This window comes from Stenotrophomonas maltophilia group sp. msm4, assembly GCF_032025605.1.
Taxonomy (GTDB): domain Bacteria; phylum Pseudomonadota; class Gammaproteobacteria; order Xanthomonadales; family Xanthomonadaceae; genus Stenotrophomonas; species Stenotrophomonas sepilia.
This window is the reverse complement of record NZ_JAVSKK010000002.1, coordinates 767,258-785,749: the sequence shown is the minus strand read 5'-3', so window position 1 is coordinate 785,749 and position 18,492 is coordinate 767,258. Positions and strand designations below refer to the sequence as shown.

At 65.8% G+C, this 18,492-nt stretch carries 8 protein-coding genes and 1 other RNA gene; 4 read left to right on the top strand and 5 right to left on the bottom strand.

Going from position 1 to position 18,492, the window contains the following annotated elements:
- Positions 1-3: 3 nt before the first annotated feature.
- Together ROV93_RS12760 and sugE are read right to left on the bottom strand one after the other, a co-directional pair.
- Entirely contained in the window at positions 4-10,893 is a 10,890-nt protein-coding gene (locus tag ROV93_RS12760; RefSeq protein WP_072168254.1) for an autotransporter-associated beta strand repeat-containing protein, read from the bottom strand.
- Positions 10,894-11,251: 358 nt separating this feature from the next.
- Positions 11,252-11,569, bottom strand: coding sequence for a quaternary ammonium compound efflux SMR transporter SugE (sugE, locus tag ROV93_RS12755; protein ID WP_072168255.1), 318 nt, complete (start codon positions 11,567-11,569; stop codon positions 11,252-11,254).
- Positions 11,570-11,869: 300 nt separating this feature from the next.
- On the opposite strand from sugE, the gene ffs reads away from it, so the two are divergent.
- An RNA gene (gene ffs, locus ROV93_RS12750) (signal recognition particle sRNA small type) lies at positions 11,870-11,960 on the top strand.
- A 156-nt stretch (positions 11,961-12,116) separates the two neighbouring features.
- Here the strand turns inward: ffs and ROV93_RS12745 are convergent.
- Together ROV93_RS12745 and ROV93_RS12740 are read right to left on the bottom strand one after the other, a co-directional pair.
- Positions 12,117-12,884, bottom strand: coding sequence for an MBL fold metallo-hydrolase (locus ROV93_RS12745; protein WP_072168256.1), 768 nt, complete (start codon positions 12,882-12,884; stop codon positions 12,117-12,119).
- A complete protein-coding gene (locus ROV93_RS12740; RefSeq protein ID WP_072168257.1) occupies positions 12,884-13,633 on the bottom strand; it encodes a 3-deoxy-D-manno-octulosonic acid kinase in 750 nt (249 codons plus the stop codon). Before ROV93_RS12740 ends, ROV93_RS12745 begins: the two co-directional genes overlap by 1 nt.
- Positions 13,634-13,653: 20 nt before the next feature.
- Between ROV93_RS12740 and ROV93_RS12735 the strand changes: the two genes are divergently transcribed.
- A complete protein-coding gene (locus tag ROV93_RS12735) occupies positions 13,654-14,700 on the top strand; it encodes a glycosyltransferase family 9 protein (protein WP_072168258.1) in 1,047 nt (348 codons plus the stop codon).
- Between the two features lie 18 nt (positions 14,701-14,718).
- Here ROV93_RS12735 and ROV93_RS12730 read toward each other — a convergent pair whose 3' ends face one another.
- The gene (locus tag ROV93_RS12730; protein WP_061479957.1) at positions 14,719-15,123 is read right to left on the bottom strand and encodes a DUF6165 family protein; all 405 of its coding nucleotides are present in this window, start codon (positions 15,121-15,123) and stop codon (positions 14,719-14,721) included.
- 870 nt (positions 15,124-15,993) lie between these two features.
- Between ROV93_RS12730 and ROV93_RS12725 the strand changes: the two genes are divergently transcribed.
- A complete protein-coding gene (locus tag ROV93_RS12725) occupies positions 15,994-17,241 on the top strand; it encodes a tyrosine-type recombinase/integrase (RefSeq protein WP_312539979.1) in 1,248 nt (415 codons plus the stop codon).
- 8 nt (positions 17,242-17,249) lie between these two features.
- The gene (locus ROV93_RS12720; protein ID WP_312539976.1) at positions 17,250-18,383 is read left to right on the top strand and encodes a hypothetical protein; all 1,134 of its coding nucleotides are present in this window, start codon (positions 17,250-17,252) and stop codon (positions 18,381-18,383) included.
- Positions 18,384-18,492: the final 109 nt, after the last annotated feature.

Genomic DNA, 18,492 nt, shown 5'->3' with positions numbered 1-18,492 from the left:
CCCTCAGAACCCGACGCGCAGGTTGATCTGCCCGCCGACATCGCGGCGGCCATCGCCATGCTGGCCCTGCACGAACATCGACAGCTGGCTGTTGCGGCCGAGGCCGACCGCCACACCCACCTGGCTGACCAGGGCATTGCGTGCCATCACCGCGCTGTAGACATCGAAGGCGTCGCCGCCCACCGCGAAGCGGTTGCGGCTGGCCACATCGGTGTCACCCGAGGCGTGCTGCCAGCCCAGGCCGACCGTGAGCTGCGCCGGGAAGCGCTCGCCGCTGCCCACGTCCCAACGCCCACGCACGCCCACGGTGCTGACATTGAGCGTGTCCTTGCCGCCTTCCAGCACCAGTGCCGCGCTGCCGCCCTGCTCCACCGCACGATCGCTGTCGACCCAGTGCTTGGTGAACTGCACATAGGGCTGCAGCTGGGTCCTGCCATGGGTCCATGTCCAGCTGCCTTCCACCTGGGCGATGGTCACATCCGAATCCTGGCGGCTGTACAGGGTCTGGCCCAACAACGGCACTTCACGCGTGGTGCGCGTCCGGTAGTCACCGCGCGACACGCTGCCACCCACCGCGAAGCCGTTGTTCCACTGTCCCTGTGCATACAGGCCGAACGTGTGGCCACGCAGGCGGGCCCGCGAGCTGCGATCATACAGCCGCGTATCCAGCCGCTCATTGCCGGCCGCTGCACCCAGCACCACATGCTCGCCCAGCTGCCAGTCGACACCGGCCATCAACGCATTGCGATTGGCGCGGATCTCATCGCCATTGCCGTCGCCGTCCTGCCTGAACACCTTGCCGCTGCCGGCCAACCAGGCCGAAGCGCGCTCGCCACGCACGGTCGGCAACTCGCTGCCGAGTCGCTGGCGGATGCCTTCTTCCAGGTAGTTGTCGTACAGCAGCACCGCGCGGCTGGCCGCGTGCACTTCACCGGAGAGCTGTTCGAATGCGCTGCGCGCAGTGCCGGCGTCATACATCAGCACCGTGTTGTACAGGCCCAGAGCCGCGCCACTCTGCGGCAGGCTGTCCAGCGCCGCGGCGGTGTTGTACTGGTTGCGCGTGTTGGTCACGGTGGTGAACGCTGCGGTCTGTGCCACGTCGATCTGCAGGTTGGCCGTGTTGGCGGTGTAGACCGGGGTGATGGTCAGGAAGGCCGACGGCGAGGTTGCCGAGGCGAACTGCCCACTCACGCCACCGCCCGCATTGACCACCGTGTACTGCTGGCCCTGCTGGTAGCTGGTGCTCGGCGAAATGGTATTCACCCGCACGGTGCTGCCGCCCACATTCGCGCTGCCGCCCACCTGCACCGTGTCGCTGCCGGTGGCGCCCAGGTCGATGCCCAGCGTGCTGCCCGGTGACAGGTTCAGATTGCCGCCCACCGTGATCGTGCCGGTGCCATTGCCTGCACCACTGCCATTGCCCGCGCCATTGCCCGGCGACAGCACGCCGCCGCTGGACACCGTCACGCCACCGCCGGTACCACCGATGGTGCCGGTGCCGGACAGGGTCGTACCACTGCCGATGGTCCACTGGCCGCCGATCGTGCCGGTGACATTCAAACCGCCGCCGGTGACCTGGCCGGTGCCGCTGAAGCCACCACTGTTGCCGCCCAGATTCAGCGTGCCCGGGCCGGCCTGCACGATGCTGCCGCCGCCGGTGATGCTGCCGCCAAGCGTGGTGGTGCCACCGGTGTTGATGACCAGGCCGCCGTTGTTGGTGATGTTGCCGGTGATCGAGCCACTGGCCCCACCATTGCCGACCTGCACGGTGCCGCCAGCGTTGATGGTGGTGCCGCCGGTATAGGTGTTGTTGCCGGTCAGGGTCACGGTGCCGGTACCGGCCTGGGTCAGGCCGCCACTGCCGCTGATGGTACCGCCCACCGTGGTGTTGCCGCCGACGTTGAACACCAGGCTGCCGTTGTTGCTGACATTACCGGTGATCGCACCGCTGGCGCCGCCATTGCCGACCTGCAGTGTGCCGCCGGTGTTGATGGTGGTGCCGCCGGTATAGGTGTTGTTGCCGGCCAGGATCACGGTACCGGTGCCCGCCTGGGTCAGACCACCGCTACCACTGATGGCACCGCCGACGGTGGTGGTGCCGCCCACGTTGAACACCAGGCTGCCGTTGTTGGTGACGCTGCCGCCGATGGCACCGGTCGCACCGCCATTGCCTACCTGCAGCGTGCCACCCGCGTTGATCGTGGTCGGGCCGGTATAGGTGTTGTTGCCGGTCAAGGTCAGCGTACCGCTGCCGGCCTGGGTGAGGCCGCCACTGCCGCTGATGGTGCCGCCCAGCGTGGTATTGCCCGCCACGCTGGACACCAGCGTGCCGTTGTTGGTGACATCACCGACGATTGAGCCCGTTGCCCCGCCATTGCCCAGCTGCAGCGTACTGCCGGCGTTGATGGTCGTGCCGCCGGTATAGGTGTTGGTCCCGGTCAGCAGCAGCGTACCGCTGCCGGCCTGGATCAGGCCGCCGCTGCCACTGAGGGTGCCGCCCAGCGCGGTGTTGCCGGCCACGTTGGAAATCAACGCGCCATTGTTGGTGATGTCGCCAGCGATGGCGCCGGTCGCGCCGCCGTTGCCCACCTGCAGCGTGCCGCCGGTATTGATGGTGGTCCCACCGGTGTAGGTGTTGTTGCCCACCAGGGTCAGCACACCGCTGCCCGCCTGGGTCAGGCCACCACTGCCGCTGATCGCACCGCCGACCGTGGTGTTGCCCGCAACGTCGAACACCAGGCTGCCGTTGTTGGCAACGTTGCCGGTGATCGCACCGGTCGCACCGCCATTGCCCACCTGCAGCGTGCCGCCGGCACTGATGGTGGTGCCGCCGGTATAGGTGTTGTTGCCGGTCAGGGTCAGCGTGCCGCTGCCGGCCTGGGTCAGGCCGCCACTGCCGCTGATGGTGCCACCGAGCGTGGTGTTGCCGGCCACGTTGGATACCAGCGCACCGTTGTTGGTGATGTCGCCGACGATCGCGCCGGTCGCACCGCCGTTGCCGATCTGCAATGTGCCACCGGCATTGATCGTGGTTCCACCGGTGTAGCTGTTGTTGCCGGTCAGCACCAGCGTGCCACTGCCGGCCTGGGTCAAGCCGCCGCTGCCGCTGACCACCGCGCCCACGGTGGCCGTCGTACCCAGGTTGTAGACCAGGCTGCCGTTGTTGGTGATGTCGCCCAGCACCGAACCGGTGCTGCCGCCGTTGCCGATCTGCAGCGTACTGCCACCGTTGATGGTGGTGCCTCCGGTATAGGTGTTGTCGCCACTCAGGGTCAGCGTGCCGGTACCGCTCTGCACCAGGCCGCCGGTACCACTGAGCACGCCGGCGAAGGTCGTGCTGCCGTTGTTGCCGCCGGTGGTCAGGGTTGCACCGCCCAGCACCACGCTGGAACCGGTCACGCCAGCGAGGCCTCCGATGCTCTGGCTGCCACCGGCGCTGATATCCAGCGTACCGGCACCGGCCAGGTTGACCGTGCTGGCACCGGACAGGCTGCCGCCGGCCGCAACTGCCAGCGTGCCGCTGTTGATGGTGGTGGTGCCGGTATAGCTGCTGGCACCGCCCAGGGTGACTGTCGCCGCGCCATCCTTCAGCAGGCCACCGGCACCACTGATCGGGCCGTTCAAGGTCAGTGCGTTGCTGCCGCCCAGAGTCAGCGTGCCGCTGGCCAGCTGCACGGTGTTGGCCAGCGTCAGCGCGCTGGTGCCATCCAGGCTGGCGTTGCCGCCTACGGTCAGCGCACCGGTTCCCAGCGAACCGTCGTTGCCCAGTAGCAGGCCACCGGCATTGAGGGTCACGCCGCCCGTGAAGACGTTGACGCCAGTCAAGCCCTGGATGCCTGCGCCGTTCTTTACCAGCCCCCCTGCACCTCCGATGGTGCCGGCGAACGTGGTATTGCCCACGCCATTGAGGGTCAGCGAGCTGCCACCCAACGCCACTGAAGAGCCTGCCACGCCTGCCAGCGAACCGATCGCCTGCGCGCCCCCCGCACTGATGTCGAAGGTGGTACCGGCGTTGGCCAGGTTCACCGCACCCGTCGCAGCGAGGCTGCCACCGGCGCCGATCGCCAGCGTGCCGGCGTTGATGGTGGTGCCACCGGTGAAGGTGTTGGTGCCGGTCAACGTCTGGGTACCGGAGCCTTCCTTGATCAGCCCACCGGAGCCGGCCACCGAGCCACTGAACGTGCCATTGGTGGCGTCTCCGATCGTCAACGTGTTGGCGCCCAGATTCACCGTGCCGTTGCCGATCAGGGTACCGAACTGCTGCGTGCCGCTGCCTGCCGACAGATCGAAGGTCGCCCCCGAGGCAAGGCTGACGATGCCACTGGCGTACAGGCTCGCGCCTGCACCCAGTGCCAGCGTACCAGCGTTGATGTTTGTGCCGCCGGTATAGGTGTTGGTGCCGTTCAAGGTCAGCGTCGCGGCACCCTCCTTGGTCAGGCTGCCGGTACCACTCAGGTTGCCGTTGAGGGTGAGGTTGTTGCTGCCCAGGACGGTCAACGCGTTGCTGAGGATGAAGTTGTTGCCGAGGATGACCGCAGTGTTCGAATCGAGCGTCGCAGCGCCTCCGACCGTCACCGTACCGGTGCCCAGCGCAGCATTGTTGCCGACCACCAGGCCACCGGCGTTGAGCGCCACGCCACCGCTGAAAGTGTTGGCGCCATTGAGCGTCTGCACGCCCGCACCGTTCTTGATCAGGCCGCCACTGCCGCCGATCACACCGCTGAAGGTGCTGTCCACGGTGCCGCCCAGGGTCAGTGTGCTGCCGCCCAGCGCCACCGTGCTGCCTGCAACGCCGGCCAGCGAACCGATGGCCTGGTTACCCGCGGAGATGTCGAGCGTGCCCGCACCGGCCAGGTTCACCGCACCGGTTGCGGCGAGGCTGCCACCGGCACCGATTGCCAGTGTGCCGCTGTTGATGGTGGTCCCCCCGGTGTAGGTGTTGGCACCGCTCAGGGTTACGGTGGCCGCACCGTCCTTGATCAGTCCGCCCGTGCCGGAAATCACGCCCCCCAGCGTCAGCGCCTGGCTGCCGAGCAGATCGAGGCTGGCACCCGCTGCCAGCCCGATGTTGTTGGCAAGGCTGACGCCGGTCGTTGCATCCAGCGTTGCGTTGCTTCCGACCGTCAACGCGCCGCTGCCGAGCGCAGCGCTGTTGCCGACCACCAGGCCACCGCCATTCAGTGCAACGCCACCACTGAACAGATTGGCGCCACCCAGCGTGAGGATGCCGGCGCCATTCTTGACCAGGCCACCGGTGCCGGAAATCGCGCCATCGAAGAGGCTGTTGCCCACACCACCGAGTATCAGCGTCTGTGCCCCCAGGCTCACCGTCGAGCCGGCCACGCCGTTCAACGATCCGATGGTCTGGTTGGCACCTGCGGTGGAGATGTCGAAGCCGGTGCCCGCAGCGCTCAGCGTCACCGCGCCGGTCGCGGCCAGGCTGCCGCCCGGACCAATCGCCAGCGTGCCAGCGTTGATGAAGGTGCCGCCGGTGTAGGTGTTGGCACCGGTCAGCGTTTCGATGCCCGCGCCCACCTTGGTCAGGCCACCGGTGCCTGCGATCGAGCCACTGAAGGTGCCATCGGTGGCGCCGCCGACCTCGAGCGAGTTGGCACCGAGGTTCACCGTACCATTGCCGACCAGCGTGCCGAACTGCTGCGTGCCGCTGCCGGCAGACAGATCCAGCGTGGCACCCGTGGCGAGGTTCACGGTACCGCTCGCCGCCAGGCTGGCACCGGCCCCCAGCGCCAGCGTGCCGACATTGATGTTGGTGCCACCGGTATAGGTGTTGGCGCCGTTCAAGGTCAGCGTCGCGCTGCCATTCTTGGTGAGGCTGCCGGCCCCGGACAGGACGCCGTTGAGCGTCAGTGCATTGGTCCCGAGCACGGTCAGCCCGGCGTTGAGCGCGATGTTGTTGGCCAGCGTTGCCAGGCCGGTGGTATCCAGCGTGGCGGCACCACCAACGGTCAATGCACCGGTGCCCAACGCCGCATCATTGCCAAGCACCAGTCCGCCCGCGTTGAGCGTTACGCCGCCGCCAAACGTGTTGGCACCGGACAGCGTCTGTACGCCCGCGCCTGCTTTGATCAGACCGCCGCCGCCACTGATCACGCCATCGAACGCGGCGTTGCCGGCCGTACCGAAGGTGAGCGAATTGCCGCCCAGCGCCAGGGTGCTGCCACCCGCACCGTTGAGCGCGCCGATGGTCTGGCTGCTGCCGGCACCGGAAATATCAAAGCCAGCGCCTGCACCCAACGTGACATCACCCGCTGCAGCAAGGCTGCCGCCCGCGCCCAGCGCCAACGTGCCGGCATTGATGGTGGTACCGCCGCTGTAGGTGTTGGCACCGGACAGCGTCAGCGTGGTGGCACCATTCTTGACCAGGCTGCCATTGCCGCCGACCACGCCCGACAGCGTCAGCGCATTGCTGCCCGGCAACGTCAGTACGACGCCCGAGCCCAGCGTGACCGCATTGCCGAGTGTCACTGCCGCGCCCGCGTCCAGCGTGGTGCTGGCATTCACCGCCAGCGCGCCGGTACCGAGCGCACCATTCGCACCGACCACCAGGCCACCGCCGTTCAAGGTCAGGCCGCCATCGAAGGTATTGGTGTTGTTGAGGGTCAGCAGGCCCGCACCGTTCTTGATCAGGCTGCCATTGCCGGCCACCACGCCACCGAGGGTGAGATCGTTGCTGCCGCCCAGGGTCAGCTGCGTACCGGCACCGAAGTTCACTGCGTTGGCCAGGTTCAGCGCCACGGTGCTGTCCAGCGTGGTCGTGCCACCAATGCCCAGTGCACCGGTACCGAGTGCGCTGGCGTTGCCGAGAATCAGGCCACCGTCGTTGAGTGCAAGGCCACCACTGAAAGTATTGGCACCGGACAGCGTCTGCACGCCGGCACCGGTCTTGATCAGGCCGCCGGTACCATCGATCACGCCGGCAAAGCTGCCACTGCTGGCGCCGCCAAAGGTCAGCGACTGCGCGCCCAGCACCACCTGGCTGCCTGCCACGCCGTTCAGCGCGCCGATGGCCTGCGCCGTACCGGCTGCGGAGATGTCCAGCGTCGCACCGGCACCCGCAAGATCCACCGCGCCGGCCGCGGCAAGACTGCCGCCCGCCCCCAGCGCCAGCGTGCCGGCGTTGATGGTGGTGCCACCGGTGTAGAGGTTGGCGCCGGACAGAGTGAGGCGGGCCGCGCCGTCCTTGATCAGCCCACCGGCACCGAATACCGGACCGGTGAGCGTCAGGTCATTGCCGCCCAGCACGGAGAGATTCGCACCGGCGGCCAGGCCGATGAGGTTGCCTACGGTGAGTGCAGACGTTGCATCCAGCGAAGCGTTACCGCCCACGTCCAGCTGGCCGGTACCCAGTGCCTGCGCATTGCCCAGCTGCAGCAGGCCCGCGTTGAGGCCGACACCCCCGCTGAAGGTGTTGGCTCCATTCAACGCCAGCGTGGCCGTACCATTCTTGACCAGGCTGCCAGTGCCACTGATGAGACCGCCCAGTGACACGTCCTGGCTGCCCAGCAGATCCAGCGCCGCGCCTGCCCCGAGGTTGACGTTGTTGGCGAGGTTCAGCGCTGCTGAACTGTCCAGCGTGGCAGTGGCGCCCACCGACAGTGCACCGGTGCCCAGTGCGCCGGCGTTCCCCAGGAACACGCCGCCGCCGTTGACGGTGAGCCCACCACCGAAGCTGTTGGCGCCGTTGAGGGTCAACGTGCTGGCACCGTTCTTCACCAGCCTGCCGGTACCGGACACCACGCCACCCAGCGTGATCGCCTGCGAGCCCGGCAACGACAGCGCCGCACCCGCGCCCAGGTCAACATTGTTGGTCAGGCTCAACGGGGCGCTGCCATCGAGCGTGACGTTGCCGCCGATGCCCAGTATTCCAGTACCGAGCGCGCCGCTGTTGCCCAGCAGCAGGCTGCCGGCGTTTGCGTTCAGTCCACCGCTGAAAGTGTTGGTGCCGTTCAAGGTCAGTGTCGACGCGCCATTCTTGACCAGGCTGCCGGTGCCAGTGATGTTGCCGCCCAGGGTCAGGTCCTGGCTGCCCGGCAGGGTCAGGGCCGCGCCGAGGTTGATCGCATTGCCCAGGTTCAGCGCCGCAGTGGCGTCCAGCGAGCCGTTGCCACTGACCGTCAGCGCACCGCTTCCCAGCGCACCGGCGTTGCCCAGCACCAGGCCACCGGCCGCAAGATTCACCCCACCGCTGAAGGTATTGGCACCGGTCAGCGTCTGCACGCCGGTACCCTGCTTGATCAGCCCACCGGTGCCGCCGATCACGCCGGCGAAGGTCTGGTTGGTGGCATCACCGAAGGTGAGCGTGCTGCTGCCCAGCGCCAGGGTGCTGCCCGCCACACCGGACAATGCACCGATGGTCTGGTTGCCACCCAGCGAGATATCCAGTGCACTGCCAGCGCCGGCGAGGCTGACCGCGCCGGTCGCCGCCAGGCTGCCACCACTGGCCAATGCCACCGTTCCGGCATTTACCGCCAGTCCACCAGTGAACGTGTTCGCGCCGCCCAACGTCAGCGTGGCAGCGCCGTTCTTGACCAGGCTGCCGCCCCCACCAATGACACCCCCCAGCGTCAGCGCATTCGAGCCCAGCACATTGAGCGAACCACCGGCGCCAAGCGTGATGCCATTGCCCACGGCGAGCCCGGCGCTGGCGTCGAGCGATACCGCGCCGCCGACGTTCAGTGCCCCGGTTCCCAGTGCACCGCCGTTGCCCAGCACCAGGCTGCCCGCGTTGAGTGCCAGACCACCGCCGAACGTATTGGCGCCGTTGAGGGTCAGCGACGATGCACCATCCTTGATCAGGCCGCCAGCGCCGCTGATCACCCCGTTGAACGTCAGCGCCTGCCCGCCAAGCAGATTCAGGCTGGCACCCGATGCGAGGCTGACAGCATTGGTCAGCGCCAGCGCCGTGGTGCCGTCGAAGGTGGTGTTGCCGCCGACAGAGAGTGTACCGCTGCCCAGCGCGGCGGCATTGCCCAGCAACAAGCCACCGGCGTTGAGCGCAACACCGCCCGTGAGGCTGTTGACGCCCGACAGGGTCTGCACACCGGTGCCGACCTTGATCAGGCCGCCGGTGCCTGCGGCGAACGTGCCGCTGTAGCTGGTATTGCCCAGCCCGCCCAGGGTCAGGGTGTGGCTGCCGAGGTTGACCGAACCGCCGAGGCCGGCCAGCGAGCCGATGGTCTGGTTGGCCGCCGCCGAAAGATCCAGGCTGGTGCCAATGTCCAGCGAGATCGCACCGGTGGGCGACAGGCTGCCGCCCGCGCCCAGCGCCAACGTGCCCCCGGCCAGGTTGAAGCTGCCGCTCAGCGAATTGGCACCGTTCAAGGTCAGCGTGCCGGCACCGTTCTTGGTCACGTTGCCGGCACCGGATATCGAGCCACTCAATGTCAGCGCATTGCTGCCCAGCAGGTTCAGCGAGCCCCCGCCATTGACCACCAGGTTGTTGCCCAGGGTGAAGCCTGCCGTCGTATCCAGCGAGGCGCTGCCACCGACGGTCAGGTTGCCGCTGCCGAGTGCACCGGCATTGCCCAGCAGCAGGCCGCCGGCATTGAGGTTGACGCCCCCGGAGAACAGGTTTGCGCCGCCGAGAGTAACAATGCCGGTGTTGCTGACCGTCAGCCCACCAGCGCCTGAAAGCACGCCATTCAAGCCGAACGCATTGGTCCCGGCCAGGGATAGATTGCCGCCGAGGTTGAACGCATTGACCAGATTCAGACCGGCCGTGGAGGATGCGATGGCACCGCCGTTGGCCGTGAACAGCCCGGTGCCGAATGAACCGGCATTGTTGAAATTGACCAGGCCATCATTGAGCGTCGTCGGGCCGGATGCGCCCCATGCGCCCTGCAGGTTCCAGGTACCGCTGTTGACGGTGAGCTTCTGGAAGTTGAGGTACTGGTTCCAGCCCAGTGTGGTCACCGCTCCGCCGGTGCCTGACCCGGGACCGGCGGAACTGTTCTGCAGCACCAGCGCGTTGTTGCCCGCACCGCTGCCGGTACCCGCGTCGACCGTTCCCGCTGCCGCAACCTTCACCCCGGTAACACCCGTAATCACGCCGGCAAGGGCGGTGCCACCGCCGGCCACAACGCTGGAACCCGACACTGCGGTGAAGGTATTGCCGCCGGTTGAATCACCCAGGTGAACGCTGCCACTGACCGCCCCTGCATTGAGGAACGTATTACCGCCAGAAGCGCCCAGGCCGACACGCCCGTCGATGGTGCCGGTGTTGGTCACATTGGCTGCCGCACCACCGTAGGTCACCACCGTGGTCGCGTCGGAAACGCTGCCTGCGCCGATCAACGACGTGCTGATCAGGCCGGCGTTGTTGATGGTGGTGGTGCCGTTGACGTTCTGTGCCACCAGCGCCTGTCCACCGAAGCCCAGCAGCGTTGCGATGTTGACGACACCCTTGATCTGTCCACTGGCGTTGTTGTTGACGACGATCGCGCTGTTGTTGGCGGAACCATTGCCGATGACCAGGCCGGGCGAGGCAAGGACGATCGAGCTCGGATCGATCGTGCCATTGTTGTTGACCGTCACGTTGTCGCCGGTCAGCGTTGCTGCGTTGCCTCCACCTACGATCGGCGGCGTACGCAGCAATGCACCCGCAGCGATGTTCAGCGTGAGGCCGTTGGTCGCGTTGGAGTAATTGTTGATGGTGGTGGTGCTGTCGCAGTTTACGGTCGTGGTACCCGTACACGCCGCGAATGCCGATCCACTGGCCAGTGTGGCGGCCAATGCCGCCGCCAGCTGGTGCGTCCGCAATCGCGGTATCCGCCCTGCGCTGACCGCGCTCCCCCCGGGATTCAGGGCGACCTCCGAAGCAACCTGCATTACCCCAAGGGCACGATTGAAAACCAGACGGTAAATGCGGTTCATCGGTAAATCTCCATGAAAAGACCGGATGGCACAGCTGGCAGGTTTTTTTGGAGACAATGCGGGCCACCCCTGCTCCCGATACGGGAACAAGGCCTGAAGGCATTAACTCCTGAAAATCTTCACATCTTCACCTGATCGCACCCAGGGACAGGTACGTCAGCGTGTCCCTCAAGGCGAAAACTCCCCGATTTCGCCCGACGAATGGCGGCACTGTGCGACCGGCGGTGCCAGCGGCATGTGAATCGCGCGCGTTATTTTCATGACGCACGTCAAATAAAAGAGGCCAGCAGAATGGTTTTGCCGAAAATGCATATCGCTGTATGTGGCGGGGAATCCATCCCCGCCATGAGTAAATAATTCAGCTACTGGAGAGTTTCATCAGCACCAGGCCGGGAACAATCAGCACCGCTGCACCGATCCGCATCGGGCTGACCTGCTCACCCAGGAACACGATGCCGACCACGAACGCGCCGACCGCGCCGATGCCGGTCCAGATCGTATAGGCGGTGCCCAGCGGCAGGCTGCGCATGGCCACCGCCAGCAGCCAGAAGCTGGCGATCATGCCGATGATCGTGACCACGGTGGGGGTGAGCCGGGTGAAGCCTTCGGACTGCTTCATGGATACGGCCCAGACGATTTCCAGCAGGCCGGCAAACAATAGATAGATCCAGGCCATGACGGCCCTCCTCTTGGTAGGGCCAGGCCGTCCTGGTCTTTGATTCCCGATGTGGGGGAGGTCGTTCCTCCTGGCCGGCATTCTAGCAACGGGGGCCACGCCCGGCCGCCGTGGCCAGGAACGGGTTACAGCCGGTTCAGTGCGTGAAGCTGGCGTCGATGGCCCGGCCTGCGCTAGAATGGGGGTCTGCCATCGGTAAACCGATGTGCGGTCCGGCTGTGGTCTCCGGCGCATCGCGCGCTGCTTCCCCTGATCCGTGAACTGGCCGCCCACCGGGCGGCCAACGTCTCTATGGTGGCCCCGTCGGCCCCTCGCGACGCTAGGTCGAAAACCCCGCCAGGGCCGGAAGGCAGCAACGGTATCGATCGACGCGGGCGCCGAGGCCAGCCGGCGGGGCCACCGCCTTTTCCGGCGACGCCCTCGCCTCTGGTAGATGCCAACCCTGGTTGGCGCCCTTTGCCGGGCATGGCCCCGCGCTACTACCGCGCGCGCTCCAGCGCCTCCAGTTCGGCAGCCCGCGCCGCATCGGCGGGCTGGCCGGTCCTGCTCACGGCGGATCCTGCACCAGTACGTGCGGCGCGGTCGGGTCGGCCAGCGGCACGCACTGCCCCGGCTGCGCCACGCGGTGCCCGCGCGCGGCCAGCGCCTGGCCATCGGCCACGCTGGCGTAGTGGTAGAGCATCATCCGCGCCTGCAGTTCGATGCTGTACTCACGCTCCAGGTCGTCCACGCCCGTGTGTGACGGGTTGCCGTGCAGGCCGCAGTCGTGGGCGATCAGTTCGTTGTCGTTGGCGTAGCGCGCCAGCATCTCCGGAATCGGCCGGGTATCGCCGCTCCAGGTCAGCGCGCCCTGCAGGCGCAGGCCATAGGCCGTCTCCGGCCAGTGATGGCGCACCGGAAACACCTCCAGGCGCACCCCCTCATGCCAGAACGCCTCGCCCACCACGATCAGGTGGAAGGCATCCCAGAAATTCGCACCGCCCTCGGCCAGCACGTTCGGATAGTCACCAATGCGCTTGTGCAGCAGCGGCACCACCGTGGCAGGCACGTACAGGCGCACCTTGCCGCGCCGGTTCGCATTGAAGAAAGTGTCCACGAACAGGCGCTCGAAGCCGGCCACATGGTCCAGGTGCACATGGGTGACGAACAGCGCCTGCGGCATGTGCCCGTAGTGCGCCTTGAACGCGGTGAGGCCTTCACCGCCGCAATCGATGGTCAGCCACGGGCGACCACCGCGCTCGATCACCGACATCGGCGATCCCAGCTCGACCGCCGACGCGTTGCCGACGCCGAGGAAACGCAACGACCAGTCCATCAGGTGCCCCGGTTCCAGGCCATGTCATAGGCACGGCGCAGCCGTGCGTAGTCCTTCTGCACGTCTTCCACGCTGCGCTCGCCGCGCAGCTTGACCAGCGAGCGCAGCAACCGCTTGAGGTTGCGTTCGCGCCAGCCGGTGGCCGGGATGCGGATCACCCCACGGTCGAAATCGATCAGCCAGCCATGGCCACTGCCATCGAACAGGATGTTGTGCGCGTTGAGGTCGGCATGGTCCAGGCCGGCACGGTGGAAACGGGCGATCAGCCGCCCGGCCTCCTCCCAGGGCGCGCCGCGGCCCGCAACCAGTGCGCGGTCGGCCAGCGAGCGCACGCCCTCGATCCGTTCCATCAGGATCGCGGCCCGGTAGCGCAGGCCTTCGCGCATGTAGAACGCGGCGATCGGCCGTGGCACCGGCAACTTCTTCTCGCGCAGCGCGCGCATCAAGCGGAATTCGGCGAAGCTGCGGGTCCGGTCCGAGCCGCGCCAGAGGTATTGGTCGAGGCTGATCCGGGCCGCCATGCCGCCGCGCAGGTAGTGGCGCAGCACGCTGGCACCGAACGGCGCATCGACGAACCAGGCGCTGCCGCGGCCGCCCTCGCCCACCGGGCGGGCCTTGCTGCCCCAGTGCTGGGGCGAGAACAGGCCAATATCGGCTTGCCGCAGCCGCTCGCGGTCGAACAGAATGGCCCCGATGCCGCGACCCTCGCGGCATGGCGTCAGCGCTTCATTGGCGTCGAATGCGACCATTTCATTGAGTCTAACAACACATGGCATCAGCGTCCTCCTCCTTGTGCCTCCTGCGCCTGTCCGCACTCGGCGACGTCACCCACGTGGTGCCCCTGGTGCGCACCCTGCAGGCTGCGCGCCCGGACACGCCGATCCACTGGATCATCGACAAGGTTGGCCACAAGCTGCTTGACGGCCTGCCCGGCGTCACCTTCCATGCCTACGACAAGAAGAGCGGCATGGCCGGGGTCAAGGAACTGCGCAGGCAACTGCCACCGGGGCGCTTTGAAGCGCTGTTGCAGATGCAGGTCGCGTTCCGCGCCAACCTGCTGTCGGCCTTCATTCCGGCCGAGCGCCGCATCGGATACGACCGCAGCCGCTCCAAGGACCTGCACGGGCTCTTCATCAACGAGCGTATTCCCGATCGCCCCGGCATCCACGTGCTGGATGCCATCGGCAGCTTCTGCGAGCCGCTGGGCCTGCGCCAGACCGAAGTCAGCTGGGATCTGGCCGTGCCGCCGTCCGCCTTCGAGTGGGCCGCCGCGCAGTGGCAGGACGATGGCCGCCCGGCGCTGATGATCTCACCCTGTTCCAGCCACGTGCGCCGCAACTGGTACGCCGACCGCTACGCCGCGGTGGCCAACCATGCCGTCCAGCGCGGTTGGCGGGTGGTGCTGTGCGGTGGCCGCAGCGAACTGGAGCGCCACATGGCCGATGCGATCCAGGCGCAGCTGCAGACGCCGGCACTGGACCTGGTCGGCAAGGACACGCTCAAGCAGCTGCCCGCCCTGCTGGCCCGCGCCAACCTGGTGATGACCCCGGACTCGGGCCCGATGCACATCGCCAACGCAATGGGCACCAAGGTGCTGGGACTGCATGCGGCCAGCAACCCGAACCGTAGTGGCCCGTACTCGGACCGCCGCTACTGCGTGGACCGCTACGACGACGCAGCGCGCAAGTACCTGGCCAAGCAGGCCACCGATCTGAAGTGGGGCACCAAGATCGAATTCGACGATGTGATGGAACTGATTACCGTCGAAGACGGTATCGCCGCCTTCGAACGCTACGTCGCCGACCACCTGGGGTGAGCGGCGGACTGCCCGGGATCACGTGCGCTGCGCGTAATCCTGATAGGACTTCTCTTCCACGTACGCCGAACCCAGCGCCAGGTTGATCGCCTTCTTGATGCGTGCGCGTTCGTCGTTGCGCAGGTAGACGCTGCGCGCCAGGTCGATGAAGCCCTGGTCGAACGCCTGCGCCTTCTCCTTCAGCCGGATGTCGTCCTCGATGTCCCAGAGCTGCTCGTTGACCGCCTTCAGCTCGGCACGCAGCCTGGCGATGTCCTTCACCGCGGCCGGGTGTGCCATCCAGGTCTGCTCCAGCGCCGACAGCTCCCTGCGCACATTGGCAAGCTTGCCCTCGTCGCTGATGCGCTCGGACTTGATCTGCAGGATCGAGATCTTGTCCAGCAGCTCGCCGAAGGAAACGGGGACGAGGATTTCAGCGGTCATCGGGAAAAGCTCCAGCAGGTGATGCGTACATGGTAACCCGCAGCGTCCGCACGGATATCCCGGGTAGATCCACGCCATGCGTGGATGAGCCTGCCAGCAGGAACAGCATCCACGCACCGCGGATCTCCCATGATGCATCTGGAGGACCAAGCCCCTCTGTTGAGGGGCTGCCCCGACAGGGGCGGGGAGAGGCCGGCAAAGGGAGGGGCCCACGCGTTGCGCAGCAACGTGTGGGGCGACGCGCGCAAAGCGCGTCGTGTCCCGCGCCAGATCAGGACATGGTCACTACGCCGCAATTCCCGATGTGCATCCACGCATGGCGTGGATTCACGGAGGCATCTGGTGGAACAAGCCCCTCTGTTGAGGGGCTGCCCCGACAGGGGCGGGGAGAGGCCCGCAAAGGGAGGGGCCCACGCGTTGCACAGCAACGTGTGGGGCGACGCGCGCAAAGCGCGTCGTGTTCCGCGCCGGATCAGGACATGGTCACTGCGCCGCAAATGCCGATGTGCATCCATCCATGGCGTGGATTCACGGAGGCATCTGGTGAAACAAGCCCCTCTGTTGAGGGGCTGCCCCGACAGGGGCGGGGAGAGGCCGGCAAAGGGAGGGGCCCACGCGTTGCACAGCAACGTGTGGGGCGACGCGCGCAGAGCGCGTCGCGTCCCGCGCCAGATAAAGAAAAAGGGCTGCCTTTCGGCAGCCCTTTTTCTTTATCTGGCGGAGAGGGGGTCTGCCATAGAACTGCCCATGGAAGTCCAACAGGATCTCAAGAAGTTATAATTTAACGTTTATATTCAATGAATTACTAGGCAATACATCCACCAGCGTCCAGCAACATCCTTCGCCACCCAATGCGAAGTGGCATACCAGATGGCATACTGGACGGCATACCAGATGGCATACCGCGCACGCATGGCACTGCTAACCGACATCAAAGCTCGAAGCATCACTCCCGGAAGCGCAGCACTGCCACACGGCGGAGTTACCGGCCTGAGCCTGCTTCCTTCACGCACACGGAAGGGCCAAGGCAAGTGGGTCTTGCGATACGTAAGCCCTATCACTGGCAAGCGGCGCAATGCTGGCCTAGGCAGCTACCCGCATGTGGGCGTCGCACTTGCCGGCAAGCTGGCTCGCGCAATGCGCGATGAGATTGCACTGGGGCAAGACCCCCTGGCGATCAAGGAGACCCCAGGGGCCGCACCGGTGATGCCATCCTTTCAACAGGCAGCAGAACAGGTACACGCCGAACTGAAGCCAGGCTGGAAGAATGCCAAACACGCACAGCAGTGGATCAACACACTTACCGAATACGTTTTCCCAAAGATCGGCTCCTTGCCGATGGATCAACTTCAGCCACGCCATATGGCCGATGTCCTACGCCCAATCTGGCTGGAAAAAGCGGAGACCGCCTCCCGGGTAAAGCAGCGCTTGCATGCCGTGATGGCCTGGGGCTGGGCACACGGGTTCAATCAAGCCAACCCGGTGGATGTCGTCACGCACCTGTTGCCTGTGCAACCCAGCAAGACGGTCCGACAAGAGCATCAACCGGCCATGCCTTGGGCCGACATCCCGGCGTTTGTCAAAGCCAGACTTGTGGATGCAACCGAGCTGGATGTCACCAAACGCGCGCTGCTGTTCTTAATTTTGACCGCTGCACGCTCTGGCGAAGTTAGGGCTATGACTTGGGAAGAGGTCAATTTCCGGAATAAAGTCTGGATCGTCCCCGCTGAGCGCATGAAAGCCAGCCAGACCCATCGAGTCCCACTCTCTGAGCAAGCTCTGACATTGCTGCAGAAACAGATAGGCAAGCACGATCAACTGGTCTTCCCATCGATCCAGGCTCGAACAATCCTCTCGGACATGACCCTGACTGCGCTCCTACGTCGCCTGAAAGCCCACAGCGATAACGAGAAGCGGATAGCCACCGCACACGGCTTCCGATCAAGCTTTCGTGACTGGTGCAGCGAAAAGGGCTACGCACGAGATCTAGCTGAACGTGCATTGGCCCACACAGTCAAGAACAAGGTCGAAGCCGCCTATCACCGCACTGATCTGCTGGAGCAGCGACGCCCCATGATGCAAGCATGGGCTGATTTCGCCCTTCCACTGGAAGCATGAGATAGGCAATGCTCTTCGCTCTCCACATCGAGGTTGCTCACAAGCTTGTGGGCATGGCCCCCGCTGCGTTCTTCGAGTACGCCACGGGTCTAAACCACATGAACTATCGACGCGGCCATGGCTACGCAGCCTTCATGGCCAAGCGCGAGCAAGTCGAAGCGTATTCGGACTCTCTACTGCTACGCATGCTTCAGAAACGCGGCGTCCCGGACGCCGAATTCCGTGGATTCAAGGAGAACATCCCCCAGGGGCACTCGGCGATCATGGTCTACGGGCTGGGTTTGCTCGACGATCACACAGCACCAGCGACCCGAGAGCTGGTCGCCATGTTCGATGCGTCAGACAAACGGCTTTGCCAGTTGTCGGACACAGACGTGTCCGGCTTTTTCGACGAGATAGGCCCGCAGTCCGAGCTGGGGCCTGCCTACTGCGCACCGTTGGCGGTGGCAGGTATCCGAGGTCCCACGCTGGAGCTGACCGCACCTGAGCGGGCTGCCTTAAATCTGGCCCTGAACCGACGCGCTCACATGGCACTGTCATTCCTAGCAGCAATAGACCACGAAATCGGGCATTGGATTGGACGAACCGGGGTGCCAGATGCCTTGGTGGGTCTCCCCAGATTTGCAGTGTTGTTGGCCCCGCCTGGACCAACTCATCGGCGTCGCCATACCCCGGCTGACCCTGCCGCGCGCCTCGTAGATTTCATCGGCGCCGTTGGCCACTACTTGCGCGAAGGCAGCTGGCCTGAGCGCCCGCTCCCTATCGCGGACATGGGCGCCCAGGCAGATCTATCAGGGACTCGGCTTGGCGATGGCGAACGATTCGTTCGCGGCTTGAGAAGTGGCAAGGCCCCGCTGACTCGAAAGTCGTTCAGAACACTGATCCACACCCAACTCTGCCCCCCCCCCCCCAAAGCGAAGGCGTCTGATCTCGATGACCAAGCGGATCTACTTGAAACCTACCTGGTGGCCGCACTCTTGTTGAGCCTGCTCTTACCAGACCATCCAAATGCCGCGGGCCACATGGACCGCACGGGCTGGCGGGAGGCCTACCTGGGATGGTGGGAGCGGCATAGACACCACTACCCACCCCCGGTCCCATCGACAGCCCCCCTGCCACCAGCTTGGCTGATCGATCCGTAGTCAGCGCTTCGCAGGCGCGTTGCTGCGGTTGCCGCCTGACGGCATCCCAGGCTTGGTCGACGGCCACCCAGCGGGGCCTCGAGCACCGCCGGCAGTCGAACCGCCCTTC

What these genes read in the sequence shown, in the direction of transcription:
- ROV93_RS12740 (WP_072168257.1), bottom strand. Translation starts at nt 13,633, where the DNA reads ATGGTCGCATTCGACGCCAATGAAGCGCTGACGCCATGCCGCGAGGGT.
- ROV93_RS12745 (WP_072168256.1), bottom strand. Translation starts at nt 12,884, where the DNA reads ATGGACTGGTCGTTGCGTTTCCTCGGCGTCGGCAACGCGTCGGCGGTC.
- ROV93_RS12760 (WP_072168254.1), bottom strand. Translation starts at nt 10,893, where the DNA reads ATGAACCGCATTTACCGTCTGGTTTTCAATCGTGCCCTTGGGGTAATG.
- ROV93_RS12735 (WP_072168258.1), top strand. Translation starts at nt 13,654, where the DNA reads ATGGCATCAGCGTCCTCCTCCTTGTGCCTCCTGCGCCTGTCCGCACTC.
- ROV93_RS12730 (WP_061479957.1), bottom strand. Translation starts at nt 15,123, where the DNA reads ATGACCGCTGAAATCCTCGTCCCCGTTTCCTTCGGCGAGCTGCTGGAC.
- sugE (WP_072168255.1), bottom strand. Translation starts at nt 11,569, where the DNA reads ATGGCCTGGATCTATCTATTGTTTGCCGGCCTGCTGGAAATCGTCTGG.
- ROV93_RS12720 (WP_312539976.1), top strand. Translation starts at nt 17,250, where the DNA reads ATGCTCTTCGCTCTCCACATCGAGGTTGCTCACAAGCTTGTGGGCATG.
- ROV93_RS12725 (WP_312539979.1), top strand. Translation starts at nt 15,994, where the DNA reads ATGGCATACTGGACGGCATACCAGATGGCATACCGCGCACGCATGGCA.